The organism is Pseudoalteromonas sp. MMG005 (assembly GCF_018101015.1).
In the GTDB taxonomy this organism is placed as follows: domain Bacteria; phylum Pseudomonadota; class Gammaproteobacteria; order Enterobacterales; family Alteromonadaceae; genus Pseudoalteromonas; species Pseudoalteromonas aurantia.
In genome coordinates this window covers 134,982-154,196 of sequence record NZ_JAGJEK010000014.1, presented here as the reverse complement: position 1 = coordinate 154,196, position 19,215 = coordinate 134,982, and the positions used below count along the sequence as shown (strand labels likewise).

Sequence of the window (19,215 nt, the reverse complement as noted above, 5' to 3'; positions counted from 1 at the left end):
TTAATTCTCGCTATTTAAATTGTAGGTAGGTTTAACGTGCTTAATTCCTTTAACCGCCTCCGCCACCTCTGGGGGCATATATTCCTCGTCATGCTTTGCCAGTACTTCAAATGCTTCAATAACATCTGGCTCAATTAACGTACCTTGCGCAACTATTCCCTGACCTTCTCTAAATAAGTCGGGCAAAATACCACGGTATTTAATGGTCACAAGAGGACCTTTATCAGCGAGTTTAAACGTCACATCCAAACTTGTTTCATCTCGTACTACGGAGCCTGGAACAACCATACCGCCAATTCGTAATTTTTGACCAACAAATGGTTTTTCTTTGTTTTCGCCTTTACCATCAATTAACTCACTTGGCGTATAAAATAAGTTTATATTTTCTTGCAGCGCATATAAGGTTAAGCCTATCGCGGAGCCGACACCAAACACAACCGCCAGTACTGCAAGCATGCGCTTTTTACGTCTAGGATTCATACTGCTTGCTCCTGCTGAGCTTTTTTAATTCGAGCTTCTCTTTCAATCTGCAACCTAACTTGCTGCTTAAGCCGCTTCCCATCAAATAAAGAACTTATCAAAACCGATGATAATACCAATGCACAACTACCAAACGACAACCAGACATAAAAACCATATCCACCCATCGAAATAAAATCACTAAATGACTCAAACTGCATACTTAACCTCGACTTACTAAATCTCGCACCCACGGGCGATGCTTTTCACATTGTAAGATCTCATTTTTCAAACGAATTAGCGTAATTACGCCAACAAAGCCTGCAAATGCCGCAATATTTATTAATAGCGGCCACAACATTGAGGCATCAATAGCAGATGTATCAAACTTAGTAATTGTTGCACCTTGATGTAACGTATTCCACCATTCAACTGAAAAGTGGATTATAGGTAAATTAATAACACCAACAATTGCTAAAATACAAGCCGCCCGTCCAGCTGATTTTTTATCCTCAAAGGCGTGATATAGAGACAGCACCCCAAAATATAAAAACAATAATATTAATTCAGATGTAAGCCGTGCATCCCATACCCACCAAGCTCCCCACATTGGCTTGCCCCAAGCGGCCCCTGTAATTAATGCAATTGCCGTCATTGCCGCCCCTACTGGAGCTATGGCAATAACCGCCAATTCGGCATTCCTTATTTGCCAAACCAGCGCTATGATGGCCGCAATGGCCATTGATGAATATGCTCCCATGGATAAAATAGCAGAAGGCACATGAATGAAGATAATACGATAACTGTCTTTTTGCTGATAATCGGCTGGAGCATAAGCGAGCCCCCAAACCCAACCAACAACTAAACACACGACGGTAATAACTGTAAAATAAGGCAGTAGCGTATTACATAATTGATATGCACGCTCTGCTTTTGCATAGGGATGTAACCATTTCCACATGTTAACTTACACTCACTTTTAAAGCTGACGATATTGCTAAAGGGGCCATAACAGCTGCTACTGCTAACATAGCCCCGAGGATCGCGAGTTGTCCACCATAAGCCAATGACATGCTACTTGTATCAATGGCGGACGTCGCAAAAATTAGTACTGGTATATACAAAGGTAACACCAAAAGGCTCATTAATATCCCGCCTTTTTGTAACCCAACAGTCAATGCCGCGCCGATAGCACCAATAAAACTCAAAAGTGGTGTCCCGATCAGTAATGTTAATAACATCGCGCTGAGTAATTGACTGTCTAAATTCATGAGTAATGCAAAAACAGGTGCCATCAATACCATTGGTAACCCAGTCGTTGTCCAATGGGCCAGTACTTTTGCTAACACTGATAATGGTAACGGGTATGCTGAAGCAATTAATTGTTCTAAGGAACCATCATTAAAATCATCGCGAAAGACTTTATCTAGCCCAAGCATGGTAGAAAGTAAAGCTGCGACCCAAATTATGCCTGGAGCCATTCTTGCTAACAGCGCAGGTTCCGGACCTATCGCCAGCGGGAATAATGTAATAACAATTAAAAAGAACAGCAATGGATTAACAATTTCTGCACGTTGACGAAATGCTAACGTAAGGTCTTTTTTATAGACTGCATAAAATAACTGCCAATATGAATGAGATATTTTCATTAATGACGGTACTCCAAAACAAGCGTTTTTAAATCGTCAAAATGTGTGGTTAAATCCTGATGGGTTGTCAATAATATCGACCCACCTAGGCTTAATTGCTGAGCGAATTGTTGTTGCAGTAATATCACGCCTTTTTTATCCAAGGCAGTGAAAGGTTCATCTAGTATCCATAGTTTAGCGTTATTCATCCATAGCCTCGCAAGCGCGACTCGTCGTTGCTGTCCTGCCGATAGTGTCCGTACAGGCACGTCCTCAAGGCCAACCAGACCAAGTTTGGCTAACACCTCATAAATATTGGTTGGACGTTCATAGCCATGTACATCAAGCCAATGACAGACATTTTCATAGGCTGTCAATTGCCCATTCACGCCCGTTTTATGACCTATGAATAACAATTGAGTAGCGAACTCATCATAATGGTCAGTAATTGATTGGCCGTTAAAAATTACATTACCTTCATCCGCATTTGCAAACCCTGCAACAATGCGCAATAAAGATGTTTTACCCGCACCATTTGGGCCCTCAACTTGCATGATTTTACCTGACTCTAAAGCAAAGCTTAAAGATTCGAACAAACAACGCTCTTGTTTGACACAAGTGACCGACTTTATCTCTAGCAAATTGGTGATTCTCGCTACTCAAAATTGGGCGTTAGTCTACCATAATGGTATGGTAATACGAATAATCCAACACCAACGATTACTGAAAATTTGATTTAAAATAATGAATAAACAACCAATTCACATTCAAACTTCGAGTACATCTGACACTCGCACAGTTTTAAGCGATGCTAGTACAAATAGCGTTCAGCATTCTCCACCAAAAACGTTTATGGCTAAGAATGTGGTGATTAAGTCTGATAGCCTGCAAATGGATGTAGAATTAAACGGCCGGTGGCAACCAATGCGACTGGCTATTAAAAACGGGAGCGCGGCGCCTTCACGAATTGAACTTGCACATGTTACTGTCGCAAACAATGGGCAAACATTAACACTTAACACGCCAGAACAAAGCATTCAGGTTAAAGCAGCAAATGAACTGATGGCGCTCGTTAACCTGCTCAAAGGACTTCACCCTTCAACGAGCCTTCAACAAAACGTCAGCGTCACCCACACCCCAAACCCACAACTTCAATTCAAAAAACTTGGTATTAACTTAGCAATTAATCCTGCTTTATCAGAAATACTCAAAAACGAGTCTAAGCTTGTAGCTAATATTCAAGCTGCACCACAAAAAGTTACTTTTACTTTACTCAATCAGTTTAAAGACCCGTTATTAACTGGTGCTATTAGCAAACAAAAGTTCACAGAGCTGTTAGCATCAAATAAAGTCACGCCTTTTATACTGGTGGATAAGCAGGATATTCAGGTGAAATTTTCGCAATCTCAGCAATCATTCACACTGACTAATACCAAAGTGGAAACAAGTAATATTACGAGCACCGCTAAATGGCAACAAGCATCGATTACAAAGCATAGTCAAGGTATCAACATCACAGCAATCCCTCAAAAACACGCTCTGACATTAGCGCAACCTATTAAAAGTCAATTCTCTGACATTCAACCTTTAGCAAACAACAGCTCAATATCAAACACCCACAAACCAATGTCTGATAATACGCTTGGCTACAATAAACCGCTTGTAAATATCACCTTCCAAGACATCAAAGATGCGGTTAAAAGCGCACTAAACAACTTGATTGCTAAGCCGTTTGAATCCCTTAACCAAAAGAATCAAACTACAACGACAATGAACACCGAGTCTACTATTGCAAAAAATAGTCAGCATCACCAAAAGCTACCAACGACACTCGATACAACCTTAGTATTACGTTCAGCAAGCCGAACTGAACAAGCCCCTCTTGTGCATTTACTTTCAAGGTTAAGCACGGTAATACAATCGCTATCAATGCAAAGTCCTTTGATGGCTACCGAAAAGCTATCAAGCCAAGTTTTGTCTACAAACAATGCATATGACTCACGCACTGATTGGAGTGCACTCAAGCGCAGCATAGTAAAACCCACGGCCGCACCGCTGTTAAACTTTCCAAATGAGTTGCCGCCTTCACGTATACACTATGAACAGCTTTCCTACACGCCTAAGTTGCCTATCGAACGCGCATTACTTAAAACAATACTTGGTCTAGAAAAACAGCCATCACCTGCATATAAAGACTTACCAACAACCCAAATCCTCACCCAAATCCTCACCCAAAAAATAGACGCAATTAGTCATTTTAAAAGTAGCGACTCTGTTGATCTAACTAGGCTAGTACACAATGCTTTCAACCGAATGATCGATGAAAAGAATATATCTGCACCTAAAATACTTCATGAGTTACAACCGCATTTTACGCAATTTTCAAGAACCCCTATCAGGGAAACACACGGCCAAAGTAGTAATAACTATACTCAGGCATTAGACAAACTACTGGTAACACTCCTTGCCGCCCCCAAAGCCACACAAGGGTTTAGTGAAGATATACAGCTTGAAAGACTGCATTCTTTGCTTAAAACACTCTCCCCGGAATTTAAAGGGGTGCAATCAAAACAGTTATTACAAAATTTGCCGCAACTAAACTCTCAATTATTAGATGATTTAATACAAATAAATAACGCACACCAAACAAATCTGGTACCCAGTCCAAATGCCACAAAATTTGATTCTGACGCCCAGTTACTATTGAGTTTATTTATGCCGATGAAACTCCCTCCAGAATGTAAACAAACCGAGCTACAAATTGGCCAATATAAGAAAAAAGCCAAAGAGAATATGCCAGAAAAAACGGTTTGGTTCATTCGCTTAAATTTTGACTACGCACAACAAGGTAAAATCAGTGCACATGCGGAACTTATGGATAAGGCATTAGAATGTGAGTTGTTAGGTACCACGGCACAAGTTTGTAACTTAGCTGCACCCCATATAGATGGTCTGCGAAGAAAACTTTCAGCACACGGGTTACAAGTAAGTGAGATAGTTTTAAATGAAAACGCAGAGCAAGTAGATGCTTTTTTTGACAGTCATGCTATTGTCAATATACAAGTATAGGGGAATTTAAAATGGGACAAAAAACAGCGATAGGCTTACTTTATGAAGCCGGCCAATCTCCACATGTCGCGTGTAAAGGCTTTGGTGAACTGGCTGACGAAATAATTACGCTCGCAAAGGATAAAGGAATAATGCTTCATCAAGATGCGAGTCTTGCCAGTACATTAAGCCAGCTCGATTTAAATCAAGAGATCCCTAAAGAGCTCTATTATGTTATCGCAGAGCTTATCGCATTTTCTTATGTACTAAGAGGGCAGTTCCCACCTGGGTGGAAAGGCTTTAATAGCAAGCTAGATATTAAAGCCTAATTATCATGATTTATTATGCAACGACATAAGAAGCTCAGCTTCGGCACGTGGCAATTCACATTCACGCATAACTTCTTCGATATCAGCGCCTAGCTCAACCATTTTTACGGCCCGAGAGTAAATTCTTGCATCTGGATCATCATACTTTTGTGCCGCCTGTTGCTGCGCCAAATCTTTGGCATAATTCTCACAAGCAATCAGACGTTGGCCTATGCTCAGCAAACCAGAACGAACTTCCGCAATTTCACTGCGCAAAATTGCGGTTTGATTTTCAGTATCTTGTATATGAGCGTGTAACTTATTATGTTTGATATGGCTCTGCTGTGCCTTTTTCAATAATACAAAAACAAACCCCAAGCACACCAATGAAAGTACACCTGAGGCCATTGCAACAAACAGTAAAACCAAATTATTATTTACTACATCCACTATTTATATATGACTCAGTTCATCCCACTCATCATCATTGAGCAGCTTATTAAGGTCAACTAAGATCAGCAACTCACCTTCTCTATTCGATACACCTTGAATGAACTTAGCACTCTCTTCAGTACCTATATTGGGTGCACTATCAATTTCAGAGCTTCGCAAGTATACAACCTCTGCAACACTGTCTACCAAAATCCCAATTACTTGTTTTTCGGCTTCAATAATTACAATACGAGAGTTATCTGTTACCTCTGCACTCATTAATCCAAAGCGAGCGCGAGTATCAATAACCGTAACAACATTACCACGAAGATTAATAATACCTAATACATAGCTTGGTGCACCAGGCACTGGTGCTATCTCTGTGTAACGCAATACCTCTTGCACTTGCATTACATTAATACCATACGTTTCGTCTTCGAGTTTATAAGTTACCCATTGAAGAACTTCATCGTTACTATCAGCATTCTTGTCTGCAGAAAGTAGTCTATCTTGGCTCATGGTTTTACTCCATAAAGATCTTAGTTACTGCTCTCGACTATCGAGGCCTTGCTCAAGCAAGCGGTTTAAATTATCGACATCAATTAAGGCACACATTTTCTTTTTTATAACACCTGCCAACCAAGGTCGTTTGCTGTCACTCGTGCGCCACTTTACATCATCTGGTTGTAACGTAATATTATTAACTAGGCTCTCAGCCAATAAGCCCCATGGGCTATCGCCCAGAGTTATCAAATACTGATAATCTAAACGCTCCTCAAGTCCAGGTGTAAACTTTTCCGGCATAACCCACCGAGCGGTGTCTACAACATTTAGCTTTTCTTCGCGGTTTAACATCACCCCTTTAAACCATTTAGGTTTTCCGAAAAGTTGATTTATTTCACCTAATTGGTGAATTCCACCTAAAGATTTCAACGGTACAGCGAGTGTTAATCCAGCAACTTCAAAAAATAGTGCCTGAAACTCATCTTCTCCATAAGCATCTCGAGCACTCACGGCGTGATTTACTGTGTCAGCTGCTTCTTTGATAATAGTATTATTTTCTGGTATCTCAAGATTTTTTGCTTGTAGCTCAACGATTTCTTGAGGTTCAACCTTTACTTCAACTGACCTTAACTCTTCAACTTCTGCCGTTGTCTGTGTTGCAACTTTCGTTGAGGTCGGTTCAATTTCAGTAACAACTTCATCTACACTTTGTACTTGCTCTAATAATTTAGCTACAGGCGCAAGCTCTTCTTCTTGAAGAGGTTCTTCCGTTAGTAAAGCCCCTAAATATTGCTTCATGACTTTTTCATTAGCAAATAAATGCTTACTCATTTATACCTCTATTTTGCCTGATGCAGATACTCTAGCAACGCTTGATATGCAAACACACCTCTGGATTTAGGACAGTACTCCACTGGTACTTGCTGCGCCAAACTAGCATCGCGAAACTTAGTATCTACGGGGATAACCCCTGGCCATACATATTCTTTGTAATTGGCTAATAGTGATTTATAAGCTTCTAATGATGCTTTAGTCCTTTTATCATACATTGTAGGCACAATAGTATATTGATAATCTTTGGATTGCGAACTTTGCATCAATTCCATGGTACGCATCATACGATCTAAGCCTTTTAATGCTAAAAACTCTGTTTGTACTGGGATAAGTATACGCTCACTTGCGGCAAGGGCATTAACCATTAAAACCCCCAATACAGGGGGGCAATCTAAAATAGCATAATCATAATGCTCGCTAATTTTTGCCAGCGTTTTTTTTAACACCAAGCCCATCCCCGTACGATTGCCCATACTTCTATCTAATGTCGCGATTGCCATTGTTGCAGGCAAAATATCCAGACTATCAATTGTAGAAGGGCACAACGCTTGCAAAATTTCCTCACTTTGCATCGCTGAGCCTCGCGCAAAAATATCATAAACGCTCACCTCTAACTCTTCTGAGTCGATCCCAAAATAATAAGTCAGTGACGCGTGCGGATCTGTGTCTATTAATAATACACGCTTTCCTTGCAATGCGAGTATACCACCTAAGCTCACTGCGGTAGTGGTTTTCCCTACCCCACCTTTTTGATTTGCGACTGTCCAGATCTTCACAATATATGTCTATTCCTAAACGCGATGCCTATTCACAATAAATTAATTGCCCATTACGTACGCTGTTTCTCGCACATTATTAGCACCCTACCTCTTTTGCAACTCTCATCGCAACATCTTGGAGTGCTAAACTCTCAGTTGATAAACCAGCATTAGTAACCGCTTGAGGCATACCGTAAACAACACATGTTTTTTCATCTTGTGCCCAAATAGTAGAACCTGCTTGTTTTAACATTCTTGCCCCATCCCGACCATCGGCCCCCATACCTGTTAAAACTACGGCCAATACATCCCCTTGGTATGCCTTAGCTGCACTAGCAAAAGTAATGTCTACACTCGGTTTATAAGTAATCCTAGGACTCTCATCCTCAAATACTTTCAATGTTTTAGAGCCGCCTCTGGCTTCCACCATCATCTGCTGTCCACCAGGCGCTAAATAAGCGACACCAGGAACGAGTCTATCGCCATTTTTAGCCTCTTGTACTTTTATCTTGCAAAGACTATCAAGACGCCCAGCAAAAGCTGGGGTAAACGCTGCAGGCATATGTTGAATCAGCAGAATTGGATGTGGGAAATTAGCAGGGAGTTGAGTTAAAATAGTTTGTAAAGCAACAGGTCCTCCTGTTGAAGTACCAATAGCAACTAACTGGTAGCGTTTTCCTGATGCTTTTACACTTGTCGAAGTCGTCGTTGGCGAAGAGCTTCGACTAAAGCTCCTATCTGGCTGTGCTATTACTGGTTTAGCTGATGTCGTAGGCCTCGAATTTAATCGACTACTCCCCTCAGTCGCAGGCGCTCTTGTTGTTGGTGCCACACGATGAACCCGCCTACGGCCAATCTCTTTAACTTTTGACTGTAAAGATTTAATCGCCTCTTCGCTATTACGTGCTATGTCTTCAAATTTTTTCGGTAAAAAATCTAGTGCACCTGCATCCAAAGCGTCTAACGTTGCACTAGCACCTTCTCTTGTTAAAGATGAAAACATCAATATTGGTGTCGGGCTCGCTTTCATAATCGCTTTAACTGCGGTTATCCCATCCATTACTGGCATTTCAACATCCATTGTGATGACGTCAGGTCGAAGCTTTGCAGCTTTTTCTACTGCTTCTTGTCCATTAACAGCAAAATCAATAACCTTGATATCACTGTCTTTTTCTAATATTTCACTGACACGACGACGAAAAAAGCTCGAATCGTCTACTACTAATACTTTAACTGCCATTGGCACGCTCATTCTTCTCTGCGGATCTGAAAAGTGGTGCACTAGCACCACTTCAATCAATTTAACTGTAATCTACAAACTCGGTTACTGACCAGCGTAATGTTTCAGCATATTTGGTACATCTAAGATCAACGCTATACCACCATCAGAGGTTATTGTCGCGCCAGCCATACCTGGAGTACCTTGCAGCAATTGGTCGAGAGGCTTAATTACCACCTCTTCTTGGCCAATCAAAGAGTCAACAACAAATCCAACTTGCTGCGTACCTATTTGCACTATAACGACATGACCTTCCGCTTTTCTGGTCGTTGTATCTGCGCCTTTTACTAACCAATGCTCCAAATAAAACAGTGGAATAGCTTTTTGTCTCACGATGATAGTCAGCTGTCCATCGACAATATTCGTTTTTGTTAAATCTAAATGGAAAATCTCGCTAACACCAGCAAGAGGTAATGCAAAAGTTTGCTCACCTACAACAACCATTAAGGTTGGTAGTATCGCTAGCGTCAGTGGTACTTTGATTTCTAAAATAGTGCCAACACGAAGCTCCGATTGAATATTCACGGAACCATTGAGCTGAGTAATTTTAGTTTTTACAACATCCATTCCAACGCCACGGCCAGATATATCAGATATTTCTTCTTTCGTTGAAAACCCTGGTGCAAAAATTAAATTATACGCTTCGGTATCAGATAAACGGCTAGCCTGATCAGAATCAATAACCCCTTTCCCAATCGCTATTTTCTTAAGCTTTTCTGGATCCATACCTGCACCATCATCTCTGATGGTTAACAATATATGATCTCCTTCTTGGGAGGCTGATAACGTAACCGTACCCGTTCTTGGCTTGTTTGCTGCTTCACGAACATCTGGCATTTCAATACCATGATCGACTGAGTTTCTCACTAAGTGAACGAGTGGGTCAGCTAACGCTTCAACCAAGTTTTTATCTAAGTCAGTCTCTTCACCTTCCAAAATCAAATTAATATCTTTTTTCAGGCTTCTCGCTAAATCCCTAACAACGCGAGGAAAACGGCCAAACACTTTTTTAATTGGCTGCATCCGAGTTTTCATTACCGCGCCTTGTAAATCAGCAGTAACAACATCTAAGTTAGAAATAGCTTTACCCATAGTTTCACTATTTGTATTGTTAGCTAAACTCACTAACCTATTTCTAACCAAAACTAATTCACCAACCATATTCATGATTTGATCTAAACGTTTTGTATCCACTCGTACCGTTGTTTCTGCTTGCGCAGCAGCTGGTTTTTTAGCCACTGGCGCTTTCGCTGGCGCAGCCTTAGCTTCAGGTTTAACAACTGGTTTCGGTGCTGGTTTTGGTTTTGCCGTTGGTGCTGGCGTAGCCGCTTTTGGAGGCTCAGGTTTTTGTATAGATTCATTCTGTTTAGAAGGTGCTTCTAACTCTGTTGAACGTGGAGCCCCCCCCTTGCCATGAAGTTCATCTAATAATGCTTCAAAATCATCATCATTGATTTCATCGTCAGCGTTATCACCTCCGACAGCCGCACTTGGCGGTGACGAATTTCCTGTAGTTGATGATTCCGCCTCTATATTACCAAAACTACCAACGCCATGTAATTCATCTAGTAGACTATCAAATTCATCATCACTTATATCACCATCACTGCTGCTCGCAGCTGGCGCTGGAGTAGGAGCTGGTCCTTGCCCTGATCCATGAAGTTCATCCAATAAATTTTCAAATTCATCTTCTGATATCTCATCAATACCACCATCATTTTCTGTAGCAGGCCCTAAGTCCGCCTCAAATAACACATCTTCGACAGGTGGTGTACTAACCGGCTCGGGCTCGGTTGCAACAATTGGCGCTTCATCTTCTGATTCTGGTCGACTTAATTGATGTAACGTCTCTAATAATTGAGGGTCTGCAGGCTCTGGTTTTTCACGATTTTGAATATGCCCAAACATCTCATTAATGGTATCTAATGACTGTAGAATCACATCCATCAATTCGGAGCTAACGCCTCTTTGCCCTTGCCTTAATACATCAAACACATTTTCAGCACCATGACATGCATCAACGAGTTCGGTCATACTTAAGAAGCCGGCTCCGCCTTTGACAGTATGGAAACCTCGGAATATGGCGTTCAATAACTCCTTATCTTCAGGATTGTTCTCCAGTTCTACCAGTTGTTCTGATAATAGCTCTAGAATTTCTCCTGCTTCAACAAGAAAGTCTTGTAAGATATCTTCATCGACTTCAAAGCTCATGTACCTACTCTCCTATTAGAAGCCTAAACTAGACAATAAATCATCTACTTCATCTTGCCCAGAAACCACATCATCGCGAGTATCCGCATCCAATATGGGGCCTTCGGGACCTGATATAGCATCTATGTCTACTTCAGTTGCTTGAACTACCGCTTGCTCAGCGATTACGTCACTTTCTTGGGCTGGTAGTTCATCAGTCGTACCAAAAACGGTAAGCATATGGATAAGGTTATCTTCAACTTCCCTGACAAGTTCAATAACACGGCGAATAACTTGACCGGTTAAATCTTGATAATCTTGTGCCATTAGCACGTTAGTCATCAGGCCCTGTAACTCGTCAGTACGAGTTTGAGAGCCCTGCATAAAACGATCTAGGTCATGACAAAGCGTTTTAAATTCACCGAGTTGGATATCTCGGCTCATTAAACGATCCCACGTAGGCTTTATCTCTGAGATCTCGTCACCTAACTGTTGCGCTAAAGGTAAGCTAGCCTCTATTGCATCCATTGTTTTGTTAGCTGCATTCTCAGTCATTTCCATGACATAATTTAAACGTTGTTTAGCGTCAGGAATGGCTTCAGTCGTCAAATCAGCAAGGCGAGTATCGAGTTCGAAACTTTTTAGAGACTCATGCAATTGACGGGTTAATTTACCCACCTCCGCAAACAACTCGGACTGTTCTTTATTCGCAGCATCCAGTATAAGTTGGTCTGCTTTATCTTGCTCACCTTGTTCCAAATAAACAACAAGTTGTTTAGCTTGCTCAAGGGTGATTTGAGGCACAGAAGGCGTTGACATAAGCCTCTCCTTCTTATTGTTAACCTAAACGTTCAAACACTTTTTCTAACTTAGTTTTTAGCGTTCCTGCAGTAAACGGTTTAACTATATATCCATTTACACCAGCTTGCGCAGCAGCTACTATCTGCTCTTTTTTCGCTTCTGCTGTTACCATCAGAACAGGTATGTGCTTTAAACTATCGTCAGCCCTAATTGCACGCAATAAATCTATTCCTTGCATACCTGGCATATTCCAGTCTGTTACAACAAAATCAAACTCTTGATTTTGAAGCATAGGAAGCGCCGTACTTCCATCATCAGCTTCTTGTACATTTGTAAAGCCTAAGTCTCTAAGTAAGTTTTTGATTATTCTCCTCATTGTAGAAAAATCATCAACCACGAGAATTTTCATGTTTTTATCCAAAACATCCTCCAGTGAGGTTTCAACCTATTATTTTTACTCTAATTGACCCAGTCATTGATTTTAGCTTTGAGCTTTATCATTGCCTGCCCATGGATTTGGCTAACACGAGATTCACTAACATCAAGTATCTGGCCTATTTCTTTTAAATTCATTTCGTCGTTATAGTAAAGAGAGAGTACTAAACTATCCCTTTCTGGTAGCGATTGTATCGCTGTCAGCAACGATTCATTAAAACGTTCATTTTTAACGTTATTAAAAGGTTTGTCTAGCGATAAATCACGGTTTGCAGGAGTAATCACGTCTTCATCAACGCCTAAATCCTCGATACCGATAATTTTACTCGCATTTACATCATGTAGAATATGATGGTACTCATCTAACGTAATATCAAGTTTTTCAGCAATTTCAGTATCTTTTGGTTCTCTTCCCAACGCAGATTCAAGGAAAGATATCGCTTCAGCCACCGTCCTGCTGTTTTTATGAACAGAACGTGGAGCCCAATCACCTCGGCGGATTTCATCCAACATCGCGCCCCGGATCCGAATACCCGCGAATGTTTCAAAACTTGCCCCTTTACTGGCGTCAAAGTTTTTTGACGCCTCGATGAGACCAATCATACCTGATTGAATTAAATCATCTAATTGAATATTTGCAGGTAGCCTTGCCAATAAATGGCATGCCACCTTTTTTACAAGTGATGCATGACGTTCAACCACCATGCTCAAGTGTTCTGTTGTTTGATACCCCATCGCTTTACTCACCGATGATGCCATAGTTACCCATTGACAAGTTGTTCAATAAAAAACTCTAAATGCCCTGATGGCTGATGTGGTATAGGCCATTTAGCGGCCTTGCTTGCCAGCCCACGAAATGCAACCGCGGCTGGAGACTTAGGAAATAGCTCAACAATTGTTTTTTGACGCCGCGAAGACTTTCGCATGTTTTCGTCATACGGAACTGTTGCAACAAGCTCAAGTGCCACATCTAAGAATCTATCCGTCACTTTAGACAGTTTAGCAAATAACTCTTGGCCTTCTCTTAAACTACGCACCATATTCGCAACTATTTTAAATTTGTAAACGCCATGCTCTCTGCTTAAAACTTTAATCAATGCATAAGCATCTGTAATGGACGTTGGCTCATCACATACAACGACCATTACGTCCTGTGCTGCTCTAGAGAAGCTTAGCACCATATCCGAGATACCGGCGGCAGTATCTACAATTAAAATGTCAAATTCAGTATTTAACTCACTAAATGCCCGGATCAACCCAGCATGCTCTGCCGGTGTAAGCTCAACCATATTCTGTGAGCCGGATGTCGCAGGCACTATTTTTATGCCTGCTGGCCCTTCAACTAAAATCTCATCTAGCTCACATTCGCCCGATAAAACATGAGATAAATTCTTTTCGACACGCAGACCCAACATGACATCACAATTTGCCAAACCTAAATCGGCGTCTAAAACTAATACTCTGTTACCTTGTTGACCTAACGCTATAGCCGTGTTCAAAGACACATTGGTTTTACCCACGCCACCCTTACCACCAGTAACGGCTATGACTTTAACACCATGGTTATTATTTTGATTCATCCTACGCAGGCCACTTGCTTGATCTAAAACTGTGTTAATCATACATTCCTACTGTCTGAGACGCCACTGCTTCGCGCCTCGAATGTTGTGCTTTTATTCTCTTTAAATACAATTGCTCAGCTTTTTTGACTAACTTTTGAGCATTTGCCACTCGAATGTCTTCTGGCACCCGTTGACCATTAGTAAGATACCCTATTGGCAAGCGATTTTGAATCGCAATACTGATAATCTCACCTAAACTTAGACATTCATCAAGTTTTGTGAAAATACAGCCACTTAAATTTACTTTTTGAAAGTGACGTACCGACTCTTGTAAAACATGCATCTGTGAAGTCGCACTTAATACTAAATAACTTCTAATATCAACTCTTGCGCTACGCATTAAAGTATTTAATTGTTCTGTTAATCGCAAATCTCTTTGACTCATTCCTGCTGTGTCTATTAATACTAGACGCTTATTGCGTAAATGATACAAAACTTCTGCTAATTCATTAGCATCTTTTACTTGCTTTACTGGACAACCTATAATTCGGCCATATGTCGCTAACTGCTCATAAGCACCTATTCTATACGTATCTGTCGTAATTAACGCTACTTTGTCAGCACCATATTTTTGTGCACCTAATGCAGCAAGTTTTGCCACAGTTGTTGTTTTACCCACACCAGTTGGGCCAACTAACGCATAAACACCACCTTGGCGTAAAATATCATTATTGGTTGTATGCATTTGGTTTACGACCATATTAAGTAATGCATTCCATGCTTCTTTGCGCGAAACATCATCTGGAATAAAACACGCCATTTGTTCAGCAACCTCTGAATCAATCCCCATGCCTTGCAGGCGATCAATTAAACAGGCTCTAGTAGGATCTCTGCGTGCCATATCTTGTTGCATCAACCCGGAAACTTGGTGCTCTAGCAACTGACGAATTGCATTCATTTCTTCGCGCATCGACGTCATTTCGTCTGGCTGGACTTCATCTGACTGTTTAGCTATATCATCACCAAACCCAGACTCTAATTCATCCTCAAACTGCCAATCAGCGTTGCTCCCTGTGTGACGAGCTGAAATATCTATAGGTTTTGATTTCGTTGGTCTAACATGACTTTGTTGAGTCGGTGTGCTTTGACGTTGTCTCGCTGAACCATATTGAGCTCCGGCTTCTGCATGCTTATTGAATACTTGGTCCGTATCTATACCAGATTGTGAAAACATCGATGCCAACTCAGGAGAACGGGGACGAGGTGCTTGACGCTCTAACAGAGCTTGTAAGCTATCTGCAACCTGGGCTTGTGGCTCAGGCCGTGCTCTTTGAGGCTCTGGACGTACAAATCTAGGCGGTTGTGATTGCGGCTGTGGTTTTGGTTGCGCAACCGTCTCTGTTATATTTTCTGAAACCTGAGGTTGTTTCACTAATTCTCGGTCATTATCTACCGCTGCAACGATCTCAACACCATCTGCCAACTTTTTATTTGACATGATTACAGCATCAACGCCAAGTTCTTCTTTGACTTCCTTTAATGCTGTTCGCATATCTTTAGCAAAAAAACGTTTAATTTTCATGTTACAACCCCTTGAGTCCTATTATTGTCCAACTGAGCTCACAATCTTGATTTGCCTTTCATCTGGTACTTCTTGGTATGACATCACCCGAAGTCCAGGTATTGTATATTTAACAAATCTTGAGAGCACACTTCTCAACATACCTGAGGTTAATAAAATAGACGGGTCACCTAACATTTCTTGCGTTTGATGCGCTTCTCGTAACGATTCTTGAAGCCGCTCCGCAAGACCTGGTTCGATACCTGCCCCTTCATCACCTGCGTTCTGAAGTGACTGATGCAACATCTGTTCCAACTCAGGCGCCAATGTTATGACAGGGATTTCTTCCGCAGCTCCTACTGCATCTTGGATAATCAATCGTCGTAACGAGATTCGCACAGCAGCGGTGAGTACATCTGGGTCTTGACTACGAGGACCATACTCTACAAGCGTTTGAATTATTGACCGCATATCTCTAATTGCGACTCCTTCATTGAGTAGGTTTTGCAATACTTTAACGATAGTAGTGAGAGGTAATACATCTGGCACCAAACCTTCAACAAGTCTCGGATGACTTTTCGCCAAAATATCTAGTAGGTTCTGAACTTCCTCATGACCTAATAGTAGTGATGCATTATTAGTCAACAGTTGGCTTATATGTGTTGCAACGACAGTCGCTGCATCAACGACTGTATAACCAAGGGAATGCGCTTCATCTTTTTGTTCAGGTTTAATCCATACAGCCTCTAATCCAAACGCTGGATCGGTTGTAGCAACACCATTTATTGGACCAAATACTTGGCCTGGGTTAATTGCAAGCTCATCACCATGCTTTAATTCTCCATCTCCGGACCCCACTCCCATTAAAGTAATATTGTATGCATTGGGGTCTAACTCTAAGTTATCTCTAATATGTACTGGTGGAACCAAAAACCCCAGTTCTTGGGAAAGCTTTTTACGAACACCTTTAATTCTACTTAATAATTCACCACCTTGTGCTTGATCTACCAACGGTATTAGTCGGTAACCAACTTCAAGCCCAATAACATCCACAGGCTGAACGTCGTCCCAACCAAGCTCTTTTTGATCTTGTTTTCGAGCTGCGATGTCACCACCTTTAGCTTCTTCCGCTTGCTTAACTTCCTCTGCTTTTGTTTTTTGGGACTGAGTGTAATACGCCAAATATCCGAGTAATGCACCTAAACTCAAAAATGCAACATGAGGCATCCCTGGTACAAGTCCCATAACAATCAAAATTGCGGCAGCTATTGATAATGACTTTTCATTACCAAGTTGGGCCTTAAATTGGTCTCCCATATTGTGAGATTCATTTTGTCTAGTAACAACAATTGCAGTGCCGATAGACAGAAGCAACGACGGTAATTGCGCCACAAGTCCGTCTCCAATGGTGAGTAGAGTATAAACTTCCATTGCTTTACCAAACCCGAGATTATGTTGGATCATACCAACAAATAAACCGCCAATAATATTAATAGCTAAAATAACAATACCCGCAATAGCGTCCCCTTTTACAAACTTACTGGCACCATCCATTGAGCCGTAAAAGTCAGCTTCACGGGTTACTTCTTCTCGCCTAGCCCGGGCATCGTCTGCACTAATAAACCCTGCATTTAAATCAGCATCTATCGCCATTTGTTTTCCTGGCATCGCATCTAATGTAAATCGTGCTGATACTTCGGAAATACGCCCTGCACCTTTCGTGATTACAACAAAGTTAATAATAATTAGAATTAAAAAGACCACTAAGCCAACTGCGTAATTTCCGCCGATTACCACCGAACCAAATGCTTCAATGACTTTACCAGCCGCATCACCACCATTGTGCCCTTCAAGCAAAACAACTCGTGTACTCGCAACATTTAATGCCAATCGCATAATTGTTGCAATAAGTAACACTGCTGGAAACATACCAAACTCTAACGGTTTCATGGTGTAAACTGTTACCAATAAAACGACTAGTGCTAGCGCGATATTAAAAGAAAATAAAATATCTAGTAAGAAAGGAGGTAGCGGTAAGATAACCATGCCTAGCGCAGCCAGAACCATTAGAGGGGTACCTACACCCTTTGCATATTCTTTCTTATCTCTATTGATTTGCTGTAAAACTGCTTTAAAATCCATAACTTACTAACTACAAAATATTGACACTGACTAGTACAAAGCAAGTTATGCGCCATAAAGTTACTAACCCTCAATTTATAAGGTCGCAATGAAAAATGCAGAACATATATAAATGTTACCCTTGTCTAAAAAAGCTGGGAAGTTTAGTGTTTCAACTCATTAGGAATAGGTAGATCCTCATTAAGCGCTGTCGGTCGCTTGCCTCTGCCCTTTTGAAAGCGCTTTAACTGAAATACAAAAGCGAGTACTTGTGCTACGGCTGTAAACAATTGATCTGGTATTTGATGACCAACTTCAGTGGTGTGGTATAAAGAACGTGTTAAAGCTGGTGATTCAACAATAGGCACTTCATTACCTATTGCCACCTTTCTTATTTGCATAGCTAATTCATCAACACCTTTCGCTAGTACAATGGGCGCACCAGCTTTTTCCGTATCGTATTTTAACGCAACTGAATAGTGCGTTGGGTTAGTAACAATCACATCTGCGTCAGGCACATCTTGTATCATGCGACGTTGGGACATCTCTCTTTGGGTGCGACGGATACGTGCCTTAATTTGCGGATCACCTTCCGAGTTTTTATATTCATCTTTGACTTCTTGCATCGTCATTTTAAGCTGTTTATGGTGATTATAGCTTTGATAAGGAGCATCAATGGCTGAAATAATAATTAAAGTACAACTTAACGCTAAAAACATCCATGCCAAAATTTCTAATGCGTGAATAATACTACTGGGAATTTGCTCGACACTTAAATGCAAAATTTCATAAAAAAAAGTGTTTATCAAGTAAATAGCAAAACCTGCTACCAATCCAAATTTAAGTACCGCTTTTACTAGTTCAACGCCTGCCTGTGGGCCTAGCATTCTTTTAATACCTTTTGCCGGAGACATTTTACTGGCTTTAGGTGCCGCAGCCTGCCAACTAAAGTTAAAACCTCCGAGTAAAGTATTACCAACAATAGCGGCTATAACAATGATAAAAACAAACATAGACATTGGGAAAATAAGCTCGGAAAACATCTCCCCCCATATAGAAAACATCTTGGTTGTATCGTATGTTTCATTACGGTTTAGGCTCAATGCTCGGCCCATTATATTATACAGCCCCTTTCCTATATCAGGTCCATATAATAGCAATGATATTGAGGAAAAAATGAGTACAAATGTGGTCCCTAACTCTTTCGAACGTGCAACTTGTCCTTTCTTACGAGACTCATCTATTTTTTTCCCCGTGGGTTCTTCCGTTTTTTCTTGACCCGAATCTTCTGCCAT

20 protein-coding genes are annotated in these 19,215 nt (G+C 41.0%); 2 read left to right on the top strand and 18 right to left on the bottom strand.

Translation table 11 applies throughout. From position 1 onward, the window contains the following. Genes ccmE through ccmA form a run of 5 tightly spaced genes read right to left on the bottom strand, consistent with a single transcriptional unit; the run spans window position 1 to window position 2,728 of the window. On the bottom strand, window positions 1-480 hold the full coding sequence (gene ccmE, locus J8M01_RS12825) for a cytochrome c maturation protein CcmE (RefSeq protein ID WP_211058225.1): 480 nt from the start codon (window positions 478-480) through the stop codon (window positions 1-3). Then, window positions 477-680: a heme exporter protein CcmD gene (ccmD, locus tag J8M01_RS12820; RefSeq protein WP_192506875.1), complete on the bottom strand. Its 204-nt coding sequence runs from the start codon at window positions 678-680 to the stop codon at window positions 477-479. Before ccmD ends, ccmE begins: the two co-directional genes overlap by 4 nt. Before the next feature lie 2 nt (window positions 681-682). Next, window positions 683-1,420, bottom strand: a complete 738-nt coding sequence (locus tag J8M01_RS12815) for a heme ABC transporter permease (RefSeq protein ID WP_192506874.1) — start codon at window positions 1,418-1,420, stop codon at window positions 683-685. Window position 1,421: 1 nt separating this feature from the next. Next, window positions 1,422-2,108 (bottom strand): heme exporter protein CcmB, encoded by a 687-nt coding sequence (ccmB, locus tag J8M01_RS12810; RefSeq protein WP_192506873.1) that lies wholly within the window; start codon window positions 2,106-2,108, stop codon window positions 1,422-1,424. After that, on the bottom strand, window positions 2,108-2,728 hold the full coding sequence (gene ccmA / locus J8M01_RS12805; RefSeq protein ID WP_192506872.1) for a cytochrome c biogenesis heme-transporting ATPase CcmA: 621 nt from the start codon (window positions 2,726-2,728) through the stop codon (window positions 2,108-2,110). Before ccmA ends, ccmB begins: the two co-directional genes overlap by 1 nt. A gap of 103 nt (window positions 2,729-2,831) precedes the next feature. On the opposite strand from ccmA, the gene J8M01_RS12800 reads away from it, so the two are divergent. Both J8M01_RS12800 and J8M01_RS12795 read left to right on the top strand, forming a co-directional pair. Next, the gene (locus J8M01_RS12800) at window positions 2,832-5,156 is read left to right on the top strand and encodes a hypothetical protein (protein WP_211058224.1); all 2,325 of its coding nucleotides are present in this window, start codon (window positions 2,832-2,834) and stop codon (window positions 5,154-5,156) included. 11 nt (window positions 5,157-5,167) lie between these two features. Further along, a complete protein-coding gene (locus J8M01_RS12795) occupies window positions 5,168-5,464 on the top strand; it encodes an EscU/YscU/HrcU family type III secretion system export apparatus switch protein (protein WP_192506870.1) in 297 nt (98 codons plus the stop codon). A gap of 3 nt (window positions 5,465-5,467) precedes the next feature. Here J8M01_RS12795 and J8M01_RS12790 read toward each other — a convergent pair whose 3' ends face one another. The 13 genes from J8M01_RS12790 to flhB all read right to left on the bottom strand — a co-directional run bounded on the left by J8M01_RS12790 (window position 5,468) and on the right by flhB (window position 19,215). Continuing rightward, a complete protein-coding gene (locus J8M01_RS12790; RefSeq protein WP_318782614.1) occupies window positions 5,468-5,896 on the bottom strand; it encodes a DUF2802 domain-containing protein in 429 nt (142 codons plus the stop codon). Next, entirely contained in the window at window positions 5,897-6,394 is a 498-nt protein-coding gene (locus tag J8M01_RS12785; RefSeq protein WP_192506869.1) for a chemotaxis protein CheW, read from the bottom strand. 24 nt (window positions 6,395-6,418) lie between these two features. Then, the gene (locus tag J8M01_RS12780) at window positions 6,419-7,210 is read right to left on the bottom strand and encodes a chemotaxis protein CheW (RefSeq protein WP_211058223.1); all 792 of its coding nucleotides are present in this window, start codon (window positions 7,208-7,210) and stop codon (window positions 6,419-6,421) included. An 8-nt stretch (window positions 7,211-7,218) separates the two neighbouring features. Then, window positions 7,219-7,989, bottom strand: a complete 771-nt coding sequence (locus J8M01_RS12775; RefSeq protein WP_211058222.1) for a ParA family protein — start codon at window positions 7,987-7,989, stop codon at window positions 7,219-7,221. A 79-nt stretch (window positions 7,990-8,068) separates the two neighbouring features. Then, entirely contained in the window at window positions 8,069-9,211 is a 1,143-nt protein-coding gene (locus J8M01_RS12770) for a chemotaxis response regulator protein-glutamate methylesterase (protein WP_211058221.1), read from the bottom strand. An 84-nt stretch (window positions 9,212-9,295) separates the two neighbouring features. After that, complete coding sequence (locus J8M01_RS12765) at window positions 9,296-11,461, bottom strand: chemotaxis protein CheA (RefSeq protein WP_211058220.1); 2,166 nt, start codon at window positions 11,459-11,461, stop codon at window positions 9,296-9,298. Between the two features lie 15 nt (window positions 11,462-11,476). Then, window positions 11,477-12,259 (bottom strand): protein phosphatase CheZ, encoded by a 783-nt coding sequence (locus J8M01_RS12760; RefSeq protein WP_210996219.1) that lies wholly within the window; start codon window positions 12,257-12,259, stop codon window positions 11,477-11,479. A 19-nt stretch (window positions 12,260-12,278) separates the two neighbouring features. Beyond that, window positions 12,279-12,662, bottom strand: a complete 384-nt coding sequence (gene cheY, locus J8M01_RS12755) for a chemotaxis response regulator CheY (protein WP_010364893.1) — start codon at window positions 12,660-12,662, stop codon at window positions 12,279-12,281. 38 nt (window positions 12,663-12,700) lie between these two features. Continuing rightward, window positions 12,701-13,435, bottom strand: coding sequence for an RNA polymerase sigma factor FliA (locus J8M01_RS12750; protein WP_211058219.1), 735 nt, complete (start codon window positions 13,433-13,435; stop codon window positions 12,701-12,703). A 2-nt stretch (window positions 13,436-13,437) separates the two neighbouring features. Continuing rightward, window positions 13,438-14,298 (bottom strand): MinD/ParA family protein, encoded by an 861-nt coding sequence (locus tag J8M01_RS12745; RefSeq protein WP_010364898.1) that lies wholly within the window; start codon window positions 14,296-14,298, stop codon window positions 13,438-13,440. Continuing rightward, window positions 14,291-15,820: a flagellar biosynthesis protein FlhF gene (gene flhF, locus J8M01_RS12740; protein WP_211058218.1), complete on the bottom strand. Its 1,530-nt coding sequence runs from the start codon at window positions 15,818-15,820 to the stop codon at window positions 14,291-14,293. Before flhF ends, J8M01_RS12745 begins: the two co-directional genes overlap by 8 nt. Before the next feature lie 21 nt (window positions 15,821-15,841). Then, complete coding sequence (flhA, locus tag J8M01_RS12735) at window positions 15,842-17,941, bottom strand: flagellar biosynthesis protein FlhA (protein ID WP_211058217.1); 2,100 nt, start codon at window positions 17,939-17,941, stop codon at window positions 15,842-15,844. Between the two features lie 143 nt (window positions 17,942-18,084). After that, window positions 18,085-19,215 carry a flagellar biosynthesis protein FlhB gene (flhB, locus tag J8M01_RS12730; RefSeq protein ID WP_211058216.1) on the bottom strand — a complete coding sequence of 377 codons (1,131 nt, stop codon included), beginning with the start codon at window positions 19,213-19,215 and terminating at the stop codon, window positions 18,085-18,087.

Bases quoted from the DNA above. Each gene is read 5' to 3' on its own strand.
- ccmE (WP_211058225.1), bottom strand. From the start codon at position 480: ATGAATCCTAGACGTAAAAAGCGCATGCTTGCAGTACTGGCGGTTGTG.
- ccmD (WP_192506875.1), bottom strand. From the start codon at position 680: ATGCAGTTTGAGTCATTTAGTGATTTTATTTCGATGGGTGGATATGGT.
- J8M01_RS12815 (WP_192506874.1), bottom strand. From the start codon at position 1,420: ATGTGGAAATGGTTACATCCCTATGCAAAAGCAGAGCGTGCATATCAA.
- ccmB (WP_192506873.1), bottom strand. From the start codon at position 2,108: ATGAAAATATCTCATTCATATTGGCAGTTATTTTATGCAGTCTATAAA.
- J8M01_RS12800 (WP_211058224.1), top strand. From the start codon at position 2,832: ATGAATAAACAACCAATTCACATTCAAACTTCGAGTACATCTGACACT.
- J8M01_RS12795 (WP_192506870.1), top strand. From the start codon at position 5,168: ATGGGACAAAAAACAGCGATAGGCTTACTTTATGAAGCCGGCCAATCT.
- J8M01_RS12785 (WP_192506869.1), bottom strand. From the start codon at position 6,394: ATGAGCCAAGATAGACTACTTTCTGCAGACAAGAATGCTGATAGTAAC.
- J8M01_RS12780 (WP_211058223.1), bottom strand. From the start codon at position 7,210: ATGAGTAAGCATTTATTTGCTAATGAAAAAGTCATGAAGCAATATTTA.
- J8M01_RS12770 (WP_211058221.1), bottom strand. From the start codon at position 9,211: ATGGCAGTTAAAGTATTAGTAGTAGACGATTCGAGCTTTTTTCGTCGT.
- J8M01_RS12765 (WP_211058220.1), bottom strand. From the start codon at position 11,461: ATGAGCTTTGAAGTCGATGAAGATATCTTACAAGACTTTCTTGTTGAA.
- J8M01_RS12760 (WP_210996219.1), bottom strand. From the start codon at position 12,259: ATGTCAACGCCTTCTGTGCCTCAAATCACCCTTGAGCAAGCTAAACAA.
- J8M01_RS12750 (WP_211058219.1), bottom strand. From the start codon at position 13,435: ATGGCATCATCGGTGAGTAAAGCGATGGGGTATCAAACAACAGAACAC.
- J8M01_RS12745 (WP_010364898.1), bottom strand. From the start codon at position 14,298: ATGATTAACACAGTTTTAGATCAAGCAAGTGGCCTGCGTAGGATGAAT.
- flhF (WP_211058218.1), bottom strand. From the start codon at position 15,820: ATGAAAATTAAACGTTTTTTTGCTAAAGATATGCGAACAGCATTAAAG.
- flhA (WP_211058217.1), bottom strand. From the start codon at position 17,941: ATGGATTTTAAAGCAGTTTTACAGCAAATCAATAGAGATAAGAAAGAA.
- flhB (WP_211058216.1), bottom strand. From the start codon at position 19,215: ATGGCAGAAGATTCGGGTCAAGAAAAAACGGAAGAACCCACGGGGAAA.